Annotated in this window: 13 protein-coding genes; 5 read left to right on the plus strand and 8 right to left on the minus strand. The window is 67.4% G+C overall.

All coding sequences use genetic code 11. The features are described 5' to 3' along the window. Positions 1-3: 3 nt before the first annotated feature. From J5M86_RS08655 to J5M86_RS08685, 7 genes are read right to left on the minus strand one after another with little or no spacing between them, the layout of a single operon-like run. Positions 4-1,530, minus strand: a complete 1,527-nt coding sequence (locus J5M86_RS08655) for an MFS transporter (RefSeq protein ID WP_244328286.1) — start codon at positions 1,528-1,530, stop codon at positions 4-6. Between the two features lie 28 nt (positions 1,531-1,558). Next, entirely contained in the window at positions 1,559-2,257 is a 699-nt protein-coding gene (locus J5M86_RS08660) for a thymidine kinase (RefSeq protein WP_188061017.1), read from the minus strand. Positions 2,258-2,285: 28 nt separating this feature from the next. Then, positions 2,286-3,413, minus strand: coding sequence for an alkaline phosphatase family protein (locus J5M86_RS08665; protein WP_244328287.1), 1,128 nt, complete (start codon positions 3,411-3,413; stop codon positions 2,286-2,288). A 2-nt stretch (positions 3,414-3,415) separates the two neighbouring features. Further along, positions 3,416-4,018 (minus strand): DUF5998 family protein, encoded by a 603-nt coding sequence (locus tag J5M86_RS08670; protein ID WP_188061016.1) that lies wholly within the window; start codon positions 4,016-4,018, stop codon positions 3,416-3,418. Between the two features lie 28 nt (positions 4,019-4,046). Further along, positions 4,047-6,719 carry a GNAT family N-acetyltransferase gene (locus J5M86_RS08675; RefSeq protein ID WP_188061015.1) on the minus strand — a complete coding sequence of 891 codons (2,673 nt, stop codon included), beginning with the start codon at positions 6,717-6,719 and terminating at the stop codon, positions 4,047-4,049. A gap of 12 nt (positions 6,720-6,731) precedes the next feature. Next, the gene (locus J5M86_RS08680) at positions 6,732-8,126 is read right to left on the minus strand and encodes a hypothetical protein (RefSeq protein WP_188061014.1); all 1,395 of its coding nucleotides are present in this window, start codon (positions 8,124-8,126) and stop codon (positions 6,732-6,734) included. Next, positions 8,123-8,629: an RNA polymerase sigma factor gene (locus tag J5M86_RS08685; protein ID WP_188061013.1), complete on the minus strand. Its 507-nt coding sequence runs from the start codon at positions 8,627-8,629 to the stop codon at positions 8,123-8,125. The genes J5M86_RS08680 and J5M86_RS08685 overlap by 4 nt, the downstream gene beginning before the upstream one ends. A gap of 132 nt (positions 8,630-8,761) precedes the next feature. Between J5M86_RS08685 and J5M86_RS08690 the strand changes: the two genes are divergently transcribed. The 5 genes from J5M86_RS08690 to dhaM all read left to right on the plus strand — a co-directional run bounded on the left by J5M86_RS08690 (position 8,762) and on the right by dhaM (position 13,255). Next, positions 8,762-10,522: an AMP-binding protein gene (locus J5M86_RS08690; RefSeq protein ID WP_188061012.1), complete on the plus strand. Its 1,761-nt coding sequence runs from the start codon at positions 8,762-8,764 to the stop codon at positions 10,520-10,522. Between the two features lie 3 nt (positions 10,523-10,525). Further along, the gene (locus J5M86_RS08695; protein WP_188061011.1) at positions 10,526-11,143 is read left to right on the plus strand and encodes a nitroreductase family protein; all 618 of its coding nucleotides are present in this window, start codon (positions 10,526-10,528) and stop codon (positions 11,141-11,143) included. A gap of 79 nt (positions 11,144-11,222) precedes the next feature. Further along, positions 11,223-12,224 (plus strand): dihydroxyacetone kinase subunit DhaK, encoded by a 1,002-nt coding sequence (gene dhaK / locus J5M86_RS08700; RefSeq protein ID WP_188061010.1) that lies wholly within the window; start codon positions 11,223-11,225, stop codon positions 12,222-12,224. 3 nt (positions 12,225-12,227) lie between these two features. After that, the gene (dhaL, locus tag J5M86_RS08705) at positions 12,228-12,842 is read left to right on the plus strand and encodes a dihydroxyacetone kinase subunit DhaL (protein WP_188061009.1); all 615 of its coding nucleotides are present in this window, start codon (positions 12,228-12,230) and stop codon (positions 12,840-12,842) included. A gap of 2 nt (positions 12,843-12,844) precedes the next feature. Beyond that, entirely contained in the window at positions 12,845-13,255 is a 411-nt protein-coding gene (gene dhaM / locus J5M86_RS08710; protein WP_188061008.1) for a dihydroxyacetone kinase phosphoryl donor subunit DhaM, read from the plus strand. On the opposite strand, the gene J5M86_RS08715 is transcribed toward dhaM, so the two are convergent. After that, a complete protein-coding gene (locus tag J5M86_RS08715; protein WP_188061007.1) occupies positions 13,252-14,304 on the minus strand; it encodes an alpha-hydroxy-acid oxidizing protein in 1,053 nt (350 codons plus the stop codon). The genes dhaM and J5M86_RS08715 overlap by 4 nt on opposite strands. Between the last annotated feature and the right edge of the window lie 23 nt (positions 14,305-14,327).

Consider the following 14,327-nt stretch of genomic DNA (forward strand, 5'->3'; position numbering starts at 1 on the left):
GTTTCAGCGCCAGCCGTCCGGCGGCGGTTTCATCGCCTGTTGGCGGCTGATGCCGACGGTCGGGCTGTCGTGCACCCGGTCGTAGGGACCATTGGGCTTGGAACGCACCGAGCGTCCGGTGTGCCACCAGAGCACCAGCCCAGCCCAGGTGACGAGTACGGCCGCCGAGAGGTACATACCCAGGTGCGCGGTGGTCGGGATGACGACGGCGACGATGCCACCGATCACCCACGACAGCTGCAGCAAGGTCTCGGATCGTCCGAAGACGCTGGTGCGCATGTGCTCGGGCACGCGGTCCTGGATCAGTGAATCGAGCGCCAGCTTGCCCAACTGTTGACCGACGCCGGCCACCAGGGCCACCAGGACGGCGGTCCACAACTTGAAGTTGAGCGCGGCGAAGACCACCATGGCCGCGTCGACGATCAGCGTGACGAGCACGATCACCCGGGGTGAGGCGACCTTCATCAGGTTGCCCATGACGGTGCCCAGGGCGTTACCGAGGCCGGCCGCACCGAGCACGAGGGCGAGCAGCATCGTCTGCTTGTTCTCCCAACCCGGGAAGGGTTCGGCGCGCATCAGGAAGGCCATGAAGAGGGTGAGGAATCCCGACAGCCAGCGCAGGCCAGCATTCGCGCGGAGCGCGGAGATCACGTCGCCGGAGATGGGGAACTTCGTCTTGCGGAACATCGGCGCAGGTTTCTCACCGACCGATGAATCGACCCGCGGCGGGAGCAGGATCGCCAGCACGGTGCCGATGGTGAACAGCACGAAGGCCACGCGCAGCGCCCATTCGGAGCCGCCGAACTTCGCGGCGCCGCCCGCGAGCGCACCGGCGACGGTGGCGCCGACGACTCCGGCCAGCGACAACCGGCTGTTGGCCTTCACCAGGGTCATGCCGTCGGGCAGCAGGCGCGGTGTGGCGGCGGATCGGCTGACCAGATAGGCCTTCGACGCGACCAACACGCACATCGCGAGCGGGAACAACCAGGTGGAATTGGACGCGATGGCACCGGCGAGCACCCAGCACAGGAAGGCGCGGATCGCGAGGGTGCCGCCGATGGCCCAGCGGCGTCCGTGGCGCATGCGGTCGAGCAGCGGCCCCACCAGCGGGGCGACGATCGCGAACGGGAGCATCGTCAACACCAGGAAGAGCAACGTCTGCGATCTGGCCTGGTCGCCCGGCGCGGCGAAGAAGACGGTGCCGGCCAGACCGATCGTCACGGCTGCGTCACCGGCTGAGCTGAAGGCGTGCACCTCGGTGAGGCGTCCGAGGCCCGACTCTCCTGCTCCCCCGGAGGAGCTCGCGCGGCGGGCGGCTTTGACGGTGGTGCGGCTGAAGCCTGCGGTCATGCGTGCCATCGCGCCGGCGGTCTTGGCCACCCCGCGACCGGCCGTACGGGCCCGCGAACCAGGCTCAGAGGGTCGCAATGAACGTGGGACCTGACGATCCGGACGACCACCGGCAGGCATCTGGGTGGTGCGCGGACGCGGCAAGGGAGCCGTCGGACGGTGATCGTCCCGCTCGTTCATTCCTGCGTCCCCCAGGTCATCGTTGCTACTACGTGTTCGAAGTATCGTCCACCGCGTTGGACGGTAGTGGGCAGAGCCCGAGATCGAAGGGCAGGATGTCGGCCGATCCGGTCTGGCGGCGGGCTGCTGCTGAGGTCATCCGCCGCATGTAGTGACGTCGGCACAGCACCTCGTACTCCACGCTCTGGGCTTGTCCGCCGCCGACGTCGCCGACCACCACCTGCTCCCCCTCGATGACCATGTGGCCCTCGACCACCCGCGCGTTGTGCGTGGCACGGCGGCCGCACCAGCACAGGGCGGCAACTTGGGGCACCTGCAGCCGGTCGGCCAATTCGATGAGACGGCGCGATCCGGGAAACAACTCGGTGCGGAAATCGGCCATGATCCCGAACGCGTAGACGTCGATGTCGCACTCGTCCACCACCCGCGCGAGCTGCTCGATCTGCTCCGGGGAGTAGAACTGCGCTTCGTCGCAGATGAGGTAGTGGATCTCCCGGCCGTGGGCGGTCTGTTCGATCACCAACTCCCAGAAGTCGAGGTGATCGGTCACCTCGATCGCTTCGCGCTCAAGGCCCAGGCGCGAGGTGATGACGGCCACTCCCGACCGGTCGTTCTTGGTGAAGATCAGGCCGTGCCGACCTCGCGCGCGGTGGTTGTGTTCCATCTGCAACGCGAGCGTGGATTTGCCGCAATCCATCGTGCCGGAGAAGAAGACGAGTTCAGCCACGAGGTAGGACTCTATGCCTCGTGGGGTGTCACTTCGGATGCCGGTGCAACACCGGAATGTTGATCTCGGCCGGGGTGAGCGAACCGTGCTGCCCGACCAATTGCCCGACGGTCTGTGTCATCACGCGTGAATCCCAGATGCCGTAGGGGCCGTCCATCATCACCAGGACGTCGGCCAGCCGCGGGTTGATCCGGGCGTCGACCGCGCCGAAGAGACCGAGTTCAACCGCTTCGTCCATCGGCACCACCCAACCGCGCCCACCGACCCGCTCGCTCCACGTGGCCAGGACGTCCTGGCTGGCACCCGGAGTGCAGTAGAGCTGCAGCGCCCGCATCTCCCCACCGGTGTGGCGGACGCCGGCAGCCAATTCCGCGTCGAATGCGATGTCGATCTTGCCGTCATCGGGCACGTCGACCATGCCGTGGTCGGCGGTGACCGTCAGAGCAACCCCGGCCGGAAGCCCCGCCGAAAGGCGTTGGAGTTCGTCATCGATGACTTCCAGTTCGGCGACCCATTGCCAACTGCCGCAACCGAATTCGTGACCAGTGCGGTCGAGATTTCCCCAGTAGAGATAGGTGAGACTGCGCGGGGTTCGGCGCACCCGGTTCAGCACCAGATCGACGCGCTGGCCCAGCGTGGCAGCGGTCGCGAATCCGGCACCGCGCAGGGCGGCGGTCGTCAGACCCGATCCCTCGAAATAGTCGTTGGCCACCATCGTGACCTCATACCCTGCCGAGGCAACGTGCTCGAACACCGTCGGCCGGCTCTGCCAGGAGCGCGGGTCGGGGCCGTTCAACCAGGACAGTTCGTTGAACAGCCGGTCGGTCGCCGGGTCGACCACCTGGTAGCCGAGCATCCCGTGCGCGCCCGGTGGCAGGCCGGTGCCGAAGGTGCCCATGCTGGTGGCGGTCGTCGACGGGAATCCTGCTGTGGCATCGGTGGCGCCCGCCAGCAGGGAACGCAGGAAGGGCGCGTGCCCGGCCCGTGCGCGCAGCAGGTCGAGTCCGAGCCCGTCGACCAGGACGACCACGGCACCCCGAGCCTGCGGGAGTGCAGAGGAGAAGCCGCGTACGCCCATCGCACCCGCTGCTGCGGGCAGCACGCCGACCAGATCGGACGCGGCGTACTGCGGGATCGCTGGGAGCGGCCGGGTCACCGTCAGCGTCCGGTTGCTGCCGACAGTGCGGCAGCGAATTCCAGGGCGCGGTGCAGGTTGCTTTCGCCGTCGGCGTCGGCGCTCACCCGGATGCTGATGTCGTCGGCCGTGATGGTGCCCTCGTAGCCGTGGTCGGCACCGCAGTCGGGATCACCACAGGCTGCCGGGAGCATGTCGACACGGCTGACCGTGCCCCAGCCGATGGTGACCGTCACTTCGCGGCCGAGCGTGCCGGCTTTGTACTTCTCCGGGGAGTTGATCACGTGGGTCAGCATCACGCCCCGGATCGCCGACAGCGGCACCGTTTCGGTAGTCGCGGTCGCAACGCTGCGCGCCACGATCGTGGGCGTGTCGATCGAAGGGGTGTGGTCGTCCGCGTGGGCGATCACCAGGCGACCACCGCTGATCACGAGCACGGTGATGTGCCGGCGCACCGTCTCCTCGTCGATCGTGGTCTCCGCATGCACCAGGTGTGCGCCCACCGGTTCGGCGCCGACAGCAGCCTTGAGGACGTCCGCGACCAGCGCCGGGTAATAGCCAGCCTTCTGGATGTCGCCCAGGAGTGCGTCGGGCAGGGTGGCAGCGGTCAAGTGCGAGGCAGGCATGCGGGCCATTGTGACACCTCCCGCAGAATCAGCCTGAACTCATCGATCGCTTGTCGCCGTCGCTGCGCCCGATCGGCGGCGCGATACGCACCGACGCCCCGAGCACCTCGGCGCCGGTGCTGTGGGTGTTGACCGGGTTGAGTTGGAGTTCGTAGATCTGCGGATGCGAATTGACCAGCACCGACACCCGGGCCAGGACGTCGGCGAGCGCCGCTCGGTCGACCGGCTCGCGGTCACCGTAGCCGTCGAGAATGGGCGCGGCCTTCACGGAGTCGATCAGGTCGTCGATGTCGGGCGCGGTGAACGGTGGGATGCGATACCCGAAGTCGTTCATCACTTCCGTGGGCACGCCCGCCAGGCTGAACCGCACAATGGGGCCGAAGAGGGCGTCCTCCCCCGCCGCGACGACACACGGGATGCCGGGCACGGCCATCTTCTGCACCACGAACGTGTCGGCGCCGAGAGGTTCGAGACGCTCCTTGAGTGTCTTAAAGGCATTCCGCACGGCGGAAATCGAGGTGAGGTCGGCCCGCACGGAGGTGATGGGCTGGATGCGCACCAGCGGGGAGGTCGACTTCAGCACCACGGGGAAGCCGATCTCGAGGGCTCGCTGTGCCGCTTCGCGGGCGGACTTCACCGGGTATGACGGCCAGACGTGGATGCCGTAGGCGCCGAGCAGTTCGCTGACCTCCAACTGCGTCAGATCGCGACCCTCTGGGGCCGACTCGAGCACGTTGTGGATGATGCCGGCGGCCTTGTCGTGGTCGGTGCCCTCCGGCATGACGAGGTCGCCGCTCTGTCTTGACCTCCACTGGCCGTAGCGAGTCGCCGCGGCCAGTGCCCGGATGGCATCCTCCGGCATCGCGTACGACGGGACGACCTCACGTCGTCCTTCCGGCGTGATGCCTCCCGCCAACGCCTCTGACACGCCTCGGATACCCAGAAACGTTGTGACACAGGGCTTTTCGTACTGCGCCGCCAGATCGCCGAGCGTCCGAGCCATGCCGACGTCGTCAGTGGCGCGCGGCGGGAGGTAGCTGGTAACGACGGAATCGACCGCGTCGTCCTCGAAGGCGGCCTTCACCGCGTCGTGGAATTCCTGCTGTGACACACCCGGCGGAAGGTTGATCGGGCCGTGCGTCACCTGCAGCCCCCACGAGACGCAGGAGTCGGCGGCGAGGGCGCCCAGCGCCGAGGAGTTACCGACGATCGCCACCCGCTCACCCTGCGGGATCTCCTGATGCACGACCAGTTGAGCGATGTCGAACAACTGGTGGACGTTTTCGACGCGGATCACGCCGGCCTGCCGCAGCATGGCGCGGAAGGCTTCGGGACGGATTCTGGTCGGCCGCACCCGGTGACCGGGCGGCACGCCGAACTCGGAGACGCCCGACTTCACCACGATGACCGGCTTCTCGTTGGCCAGGCGGCGGGCGATGCGGTTGAACTTGCGCGGATTGCCCATCGACTCGAGGTACATACCAACGGCTCGGGTGCTGTCGTCGTCCAGCCAGTACTGCATGAGGTCGTTGCCGGAGACGTCGACGCGGTTACCGGCCGAGACGAAGGTGCTGACACCCAGACCGCGGCGGTGCGCCGACTCCAGACCCACCAGCGCGAGCGCACCCGACTGCGAGAAGAGACCAAGCGCACCCGGCGGCGGCATCTCCGGCACCAGCGAGGCGTTCATGCTCACGTCGTCGGCGGTGTTGATCAGGCCGAAGGAGTTGGGGCCGACGACGCGCATGCCGTGGGTGCGGGCGGTGCGCAGCAGTTCGTGCTGCAGGCGTTCGCCGTCCTCGCCTGCTTCGGCGAAACCGGAAGAAACCACCAGCACCGCCCGGACGCCGTGCGCAGCGCATTCCTTGACCACTCCCGGCACCTGCGGCGCCGGGACGGCGATGACCGCGAGGTCGATGGTGTCGGGCAGGTCGGCGAGGGAAGCGTGCACCGGCACGTCGAGTTCGTCGTGCGGAGTGCGGTTGACCGCGTAGAGGTCACCGGTGAAACCGTCGCGGCGCAGGTGGTCGTAGAGATCGCGGCCGACACTGTCGCGGCTGCGGGAGACGCCGATGACGACGATGCTGCGCGGGCTCAACAGCGCACGCACACTGACCGACTCGGCCCGCTGCTCCCGCGCCATGCGCACCTGCTCGCTGGCGTCGGTCGACTCGATCGGGAAGGACAGGGCGATCACGCCGTCGTCGAAGTGGTGCTTGACCCCGAACCCGGCGTCGATGAAGACGCCCATCATCTTGCGGTTCTGTGGCAGGACGTCGGCGGTGAACTCCTCGACGCCGGCCTCCCGGCCGATCGCGGCCAAGTGCTCCAGCAGCACCGAGCCGATGCCGCGGCCCTGATAGTGATCGGAGACGTTGAACGCGACCTCGGCGGAGATCCCGTCAGGACCGTCGGTGCGGTCGTACCGGGCGATGCCGATGAGTTGGCCGCTCGCTTCCATCACCAGCGCGACCCGCTCGCGGTAGTCGACATTGGCGAAACGGGTGGCGTCCTTGGTCGACAACTCCTTCATCGGAGCGAAGAAGCGCAGGTAGATCGACTCCGGTGACTGCTTGAGATGGAACTCCTGCAACGCGGCGACATCGTCGGGACGGATCGGTCGCACCTGCGCCACGGAGCCGTCACGCAGGACGACATCAGCCTCCCAACCGACGGGATAGCCGGACGGCAGCTCACTCATGGCGCAAGCATGTCACGACGTAGGGACAACGACCTTCCAGTTCTTGCCGAAATCGCTGCTGGACCAATAGCCCGGAGTGGTGCGCGCCACCGCGTAGAACTCCGCTCCGCCGGGGCTTGCGCACCAGTCGAAGCCGTTGACCGGGGCAGGCTCCGGCGGCTTGACCACCGACCAGGTCGCGCCGCCGTCGGCCGACACCTGGAGCGCCTGGTTGGCCTGGATGCCGGTGGCGGAGTTGCCGCCTCGTGGCCCACCGACGGTGACGACCAGATGCTTGGGATCAGCCGCAGCCAGATTCAACTGGCCGATGTTGGGAAGGCGCAGCGAGTTCTCCGACACGACTGTCCAGGTGGCGCCGTCGTCCTTGCTGTTGAGCACCCGGAAGCCGCCGTCCGTGCCCGATCGGCACAGCGCGAACAACTGCGCATCGGTGCTCGCGGTGACGGTGACCGCCTCCAGCGGGCTCGGGCCGCAGACCCGCTGGCCGGCCATCGGCTCCAGGCGATCGGACACCACCCGCCACGGCTGTTGCTGCGGCGCGCCGTCCTTGCCGGTCTGCACGACGATGGTGTTGCCCTTGACCACGATGGACGCGTCGTCGATCGTGCCGCCGATGGCTGCGGAGTCGAGGGTGGTGAAGCTGCGCACGCTGTCGCGGTTGCTGGAGGCGACGTACACCGGCCCGGCGCAGCGTCCCTGCACACAGCCGTCGGCGGTGAGCAGATAGATCTGACCCTGCCAGATCTCCAGGTCGAGCACCGTCTGGCCCGGGTGGTTGACCCGCGAGAAGCTGGCCCCGCGGTCGGTGGTGACCCACAGGTCCCCGCCGTAGACATAGCCCACCTGAGGGTTCAGGAAGCGCACCTGGCTCAGCGCGCGGTCGGGCTGGATCATCGGGACGTCCGCGCCGGTGGCGCTGGAGGTGTCGGTGCTGGCGAAGGTGTGCACCGCCGTCCACGATCCGCCGTCGGCGGTGGAACGCAGGAGCGTCGGGCAGATGTCCGACCCGCACTCGGTCGACCCGAGGTTGTAGATGGTGCCGCTACCGGCATTGCTGACCGACCAGGTGCGGAACGTCGCGGGAACGTCTGTGGGTTGCTGCGGAGCCGCTGCGTCCTCGGTCGCATCCAGTGCTCCATCGGTCGGTGCGGTCGTCTGCTCCACCTGCTGGCCCGTCCGGATGTCGTCACGCACCAGCGGTTCACGCTGCCAGGTCCACACTGCGAACAACGCCAGTACCGCTGCCACGGCGGCGGAGGTGACGCTCACCCAGGCGCGATGCTTCGCTCGACTCGGGCTCTGCCGGGTATCACGCAGGATGCCCTGCCAGGTGAGGTCGTCAGCCGGCGCGGATTCGATGCGGTCGCGATGGGAGGCGAAAAAGTCGTCGACCGGGTCGTCGTTCATCGGGTGCCTCCCAACTGTGCGCGCAACAACGTGCGGGCGTCGAAGAGGTCACGTTTGACAGCTCCTTCTGATTTGCCGATGCTGCGGGCCACCTGGGCCACGGACAGATCCGCGTAGTAATGCAAGAGCACGGTCATGCGATACCGCTCCGGCAACGATTCCACGGCTTGGCGCACCGTGAGGCGTTCGGCAGTGTCGGGCTCGGGGACTGCGGAGTCCTCACCGACAGGAGCACCACCGGTGAACCGGTTGTAAGCGATCGACTCGCGTCCGCGCTTTCGCCAGTGATCGCGGATCTGGTTGGCAGCGGCGGTGTAGAGCCACGCCCGCGGGTCGATGACGGTGTCCCAGTGGTTGATCAGCTTGATGAAGGCGTCCGTGGCCACGTCATGGGCCAGGTCGCGATCGGACAGCAACGCAGTGGCCCAACCGACCAAACGACCGAAGTGGGCGTCGTACACCTCACGGACGGCTGCCTCGGTCGAACTGGCGACCGCCACCATGGGTGTCCTCTCCGCTGCCGAGACCCTGGGTGCGGGCCGCGCGAGCGTCCCAGCTGTCATGTTCAACGGGACGACGCTCGCAATGGTCCGGTTGGCACTCAACAGCGCGGTGATCTCGCTACTGTCGATTTCATGTCGATCACAGAGCCTAGTGCCCGTCCCAGCACGCTCTTCGCGCGTTTGCGCAACTCACTGCTGGAGTTGCGCGACGACCCGGCAGCGGCCGCGGACGCCTGGCAGACACCGCAGTTCGAGACGTTCAACTGGGCCACCGACTGGTTCGATGTGATCGCGGCCGACCCACAACACGCCGATCGGGGCGCGCTGGTGATCCGCTCGGTCGACAGTCGCGACGAATACACCTTCGCGCAGCTCTCCCGCCGTTCGCAGCAGCTGGCCGGGTGGCTGGCCGAAGCAGGTGTGCGGCAGGGCGATCGGGTGCTGCTCATGCTCGGCAACCAGGTGGAACTCTGGGAAAGCATGCTGGCCGGCATCCGTCTCGGCGCCGTCACCATTCCCGCGACGATGCTGCTGACCTCCGCTGATCTTCGAGATCGGGTGCAGCGCGGTGAGGTCAAGCATGTGATCGCTGCCTCGTCCGTCACCGGCGCCTTCGTCTCCGTCGAGGGAGATTTCACCCGGATCGCCGTCGGTGAACCCGTCGACGGTTGGCTCGACTACGCCGACTCGGCCGACTCGCAGACACCTGCCCCGTCGGTGACGACGGCACCGGACGATCCGATGCTGCTCTACTTCACCTCCGGCACCACCTCACGCCCCAAGCTCGTGCTGCACACGCAGACCTCCTACCCCGTGGGCCACCTGGCGACGATGTACTGGATCGGCCTCCAGCCGGGCGACATCCACCTCAACATCAGTTCGCCGGGTTGGGCCAAGCACGCGTGGAGCAATGTCTTCGCGCCCTGGAACGCGGCCGCGACCGTGTTGGTGGTCAACCAGCCGCGCTTCAACGCTCCCGAACTCCTCGGCTGGGTCGCCGAGGAACGAGCCACCACCTTCTGTGCTCCCCCGACCGTCTACCGCATGCTCATCCAGGCCGATCTGGCCGCGTGGCGTGACCGGCTCAGCCTGCGCGAGATGGTCGGCGCCGGTGAACCGCTCAACCCCGAGGTGATCGAGCAGGTGCGCGCCGCGCTCGGCCTCACGATCCGCGACGGCTTCGGACAGACCGAGACCACTGCCCAGATCGCCAATACGCCGGGTCAGCCGCTCAAGCCCGGCTCGATGGGGCGTCCGCTACCCGGCTATTCGGTGGCGCTGGTCGACCCGGTCACCGGGGAGCATCGCGACGCACCCGATGAGGAGGGCGAGGTCTGTCTACTGCTCGACGGCCCGCTTGGTCGGCCCGCCGGGCTCATGGTCGGTTACTACGGCGATGAGGCGAAGACCGCCGAAGCCATGCGCGACGGCGTCTATCACACCGGCGACGTCGCCAGCCAGGACGCGGACGGCTACATCACCTATGTCGGCCGCGCAGACGACGTCTTCAAGGCCTCCGACTACCGCATCTCCCCCTTCGAACTGGAGTCGGTGCTCATCGAGCACCCCTCCGTCGCCGAAGCCGCGGTCGTCCCGTCGCCCGACCCGATGCGCTTGTCGGTGCCGAAGGCCTATGTCGTTCTCGTCGAAGGTGTTTCGCCCTCAGCCGAAGTGGCGCGCGACATCCTCGCCTACACCCGCGAACACCTCGCGCCGTACAAGCGCATTCGCCGGCTGGAGTTCTTCGACCTCCCCAAGACGATCTCGGGCAAGATCCGCCGGGTCGAGCTACGGCAGCGCGAGACCACCTCGCACGGCGACGGCGGTGACGACACCTCGCGTGCCTCGGCCATGGAGTTCTGGGAAGCCGACTTCCCGGACCTGCGGGGCTGAGGCATGGAACTCCAGGACGCGATTCGCCGGCGGAGGATGATCCGCGACTTCGATCCCGACCGTCCGGTGCCGCACGAGATCGTCGACACCGCCGTCGAACTCGCGCTACGCGCACCAAGCGCCGGATTCAGCCAGGGGTGGGACTTCGTCGTGCTGCGTGAGCAGCACGACCGCGAACTCTTCTGGTCGGTGACCACCGATCCCGACTCCGAGGACGACGCCTGGTTGCGACGGTTGCGTCAGGCACCAGTGCTCATTCTTTGTTGTGGTGACAAGAACACCTACCTGCGTCGCTATGCCGAACCCGACAAGCCATGGCAGGACATGGACGAGTCGCACTGGCCGGTCGCCTACTGGGACATCGACACCGGCATGGCTGCGATGCTCATGCTGCTCGTGGCGGTGGACGAGGGCCTCGGAAGTTTGTTCTTCGGCGTACCGGCCGGTCGGGGCTCCGGCGTGCTCGAGGCATTCGGCATTCCGGGCGATCGCTCACTGATCGGCGTCGTCGCGCTCGGGTACCCGCGCACGACCGCGCCCACCGGCAGCACCCTCAAACGCCGCCGGCGGCCGACCGGCGATGTCGTGCACGACGGCCGGTTCGGTAGTCCCTGGAAGTAACAGCTCGCAACCCGCTGACACACCGTCCATGTGCTGACAAAGTAGGGCGCAGGACGATCTTTCGCATCAGGAGGCAGTCATGAAAAAGCTCATCAACGACCCGGCCGATGTCGTCGCGGACGCGCTGCGAGGTATCGAGGCTGCGCACCCGGACAGGTTGCGGGTCGACCACGAGCAGAAGGTCATCTACCGCGCCGATGCCCCGGTGAAGGGAAAGGTCGGTCTGATCTCCGGCGGCGGCTCGGGCCACGAGCCGATGCACGGCGGATTCGTCGGCCCAGGCATGCTCGACGCGGCCTGCTGCGGTGAGGTCTTCACCTCCCCGGTGCCCGACCAGATGATGGCGGCCACCAAGGAGGTCGACGGCGGCGCCGGCGTACTGCACATCGTGAAGAACTACACCGGCGATGTCATGAACTTCGAGATGGCTGCGGAAATGGCGGCCGAGGACGCCGGTGTGCGCGTCGAATCGATCGTCACTGATGACGATGTGGCAGTGCAGGATTCGCTCTACACAGCGGGCCGCCGCGGAGTCGGTGTCACCGTGCTGCTGGAGAAGCTGGTGGGTGCTGCGGCCGAGGAAGGACGCGACCTGGACGCGGTGCTGGAAATCGCGAAGCGGGTGAACGGCAACGGGCGCTCGATGGGCATGGCCCTCACCTCCTGCACGGTGCCGGCCGCCGGCAAACCGACCTTCGAACTCGGCGAGGACGAGATGGAAGTGGGCATCGGCATCCACGGTGAACCTGGCCGGGAGAAGCGTCCGCTGGCCCCGGCGCGCGAGATCGCCGCGCAGCTGGTCGAGCCGATCCTGAGCGACTTCGACTTCACCGGCGCACCCGCCATCGTGATGATGAACGGCATGGGCGGCACCCCGCTCATCGAGCTCTACCTGATGTACGGCGAGGTGACGAAAATTCTTGAGGCCCAAGGAATTTCGGTGGCCCGATGCCTGGTCGGCAACTACATCACCTCGCTGGAGATGGCGGGCTGCTCGGTGACGATGCTGCGCGCCGACGACGAGCTGCTCAAGCTCTGGGACGCCCCGGTGAACACCCCCGGCCTGCGGTGGGGGTGCTGAACCATGACTCTCGACCTCAACTCCGCCGGTGCATGGCTGGCCGACTACGCCGCACAGATCCACGAGAACGCCGACCTGCTGACCGATCTCGACCGGCAGATCGGGGACGCCGACCACGGGAGCAACATGGACCGTGGCATGAAGGCCGTCGCCGCACTCGACACCGCTGACTTCGACGACGCCGCCGCGTACCTGAAGAAGGCAGGCATGACGCTGGTGTCGACCGTCGGCGGCGCGTCCGGGCCGCTCTACGGCACCTTCTTCCTGCGCTTTGCCGGCGCCATCGGTGAGGGCGACACCGCCGGGGTCGGTGCGGCGCTGCGCGCCGGGCTCGACGGCGTGAAGCAACGCGGTAAGGCCGAGACCGGCGACAAGACGATGATCGATGCGCTCGCGCCTGCGGTCGATGCTTTCGAGGCCGCTGGTGATTCGCTCGACACCGCGTTGACCGCCGCCGCGGAAGCCGCAGCCAAGGGACGCGACGAGGCCACCCCGCTTGTTGCCCGCAAGGGACGCGCGAGCTATCTGGGTGCCCGATCGGCCGACCATCAAGACCCGGGCGCGACGAGCATGACGCTGCTCATCGAATCTGCAGCACGCACCCTGGTAGGAAGGTAGGCATGATCGGAATCGTCGTCGTCTCCCACAGCCGCGCCCTCGCCCACGCAGCCGTCGGGCTCGCCGAAGGGGTGTTCGGCTCAGGTCACCCGCCGCAGATCGCTGTGGCGGCCGGTCTGGACGACAACACGCTCGGCACCGATGCTGCCGCGGTCAGCGAAGCGATCCAGCAGGTCGACTCCGGTGACGGCGTCCTGGTCTTCGTCGACCTCGGCAGCGCCGTGCTCAGCGCCGAAATGGCACTCGAATTCCTCGAGCCCGACGTGGCCCAGCGGGTGAAGATCACCGGCGCCCCGATCATCGAAGGGCTCGTGATCGCCGTCGTCGCTGCATCGACAGGTGCCGATCTGGAGAAGGTCGAGGCAGAGGCACGCCGCGCACTGGAAGCCAAGGGCAAGCACCTGGCCGACTAGTGGGCGATCAGTCCCGCTGATCGCACCTGGGCCAGGTCGGTGACCCCGGCCAGGCCCATGAGGTGCCGCAGTTCGTCGCAGAGCGCGGTCATCACCGTCTCGACGCCGTGAGCACCGTCTGCGACAAGCGCCCAGATGGCCGGACGTCCGACGAAAACGGCGCTCGCTCCGAGAGCGAGCGCGGTCAGCACGTCATAACCATCGCGCACTCCCCCGTCGACGACCACGGGCACGGCGTCACCGACCTCGGCAACGACGGCGGGCAGCACATCAGCAGTTGAGACGGCCCGATCGAGTTGGCGCCCACCGTGATTGCTCACCCAGATACCGGCCGCGCCGGCGTCCACGAAGCGGTTGGAATCGTCCGCCCGCAGCACACCTTTGACGATCACCGGTAGCCCGCTGATGTCGTGCAACCACGCGATCGCGTCGAGGTCGATCGAGGGGTCCTGGTCGACGTGCGCCCACGGGTCGGCGAACTGTTCCGGCGACAGGTGCTCGCCCATGTTGACCAGCGCGAGATCGTCGTCCAACTGGATCGGCCGTCCCGAGCCGACGATGTCACGGTGCCCGACGTACGGGGTGTCGGCGGTGAGCACGAGCGCCGTGGCACCAGCGGCGACACTGCGACGCACCATCGCCTCGGTGACGGCGCGCTCCTTGGTGACGTAGATCTGCAACCACCACGGGCCGTTCACCTCGGCCGCAACAGTCTCGATCCGACACGTCGATCGGCTCGACAGACACAGCGGCACTCCGGCCGCGGAAGCACCGGTAGCGGTCGCGACCTCACCATCGGTGTGTGCGAGCCGGTGGAAGGCAGTTGGCGCGACGCCAATCGGTGAGGCGAAGTCACCGAAGATGCTGGCCCTGGTGTCGACCGTGCTCACGTCACGCAGCACACGCGGACTGAATCGGTAGTGTTGCCAAGCTGATTGGGCCTCACCGACGCTGACACCAGCATCCATGCCGCGGGTCACGTAGGCCCAGAACGCCGGATCGACATTGGCGGCAGCACGGTCGCGGAACTGTCGGACGAGCGGATGCATGCGCGCCACTGTAGGCCTCGTTG

Origin of the sequence: Yimella sp. cx-51 (genome assembly GCF_017654605.1) — a bacterium.
Taxonomy (GTDB): Bacteria; Actinomycetota; Actinomycetes; order Actinomycetales; family Dermatophilaceae; genus Yimella.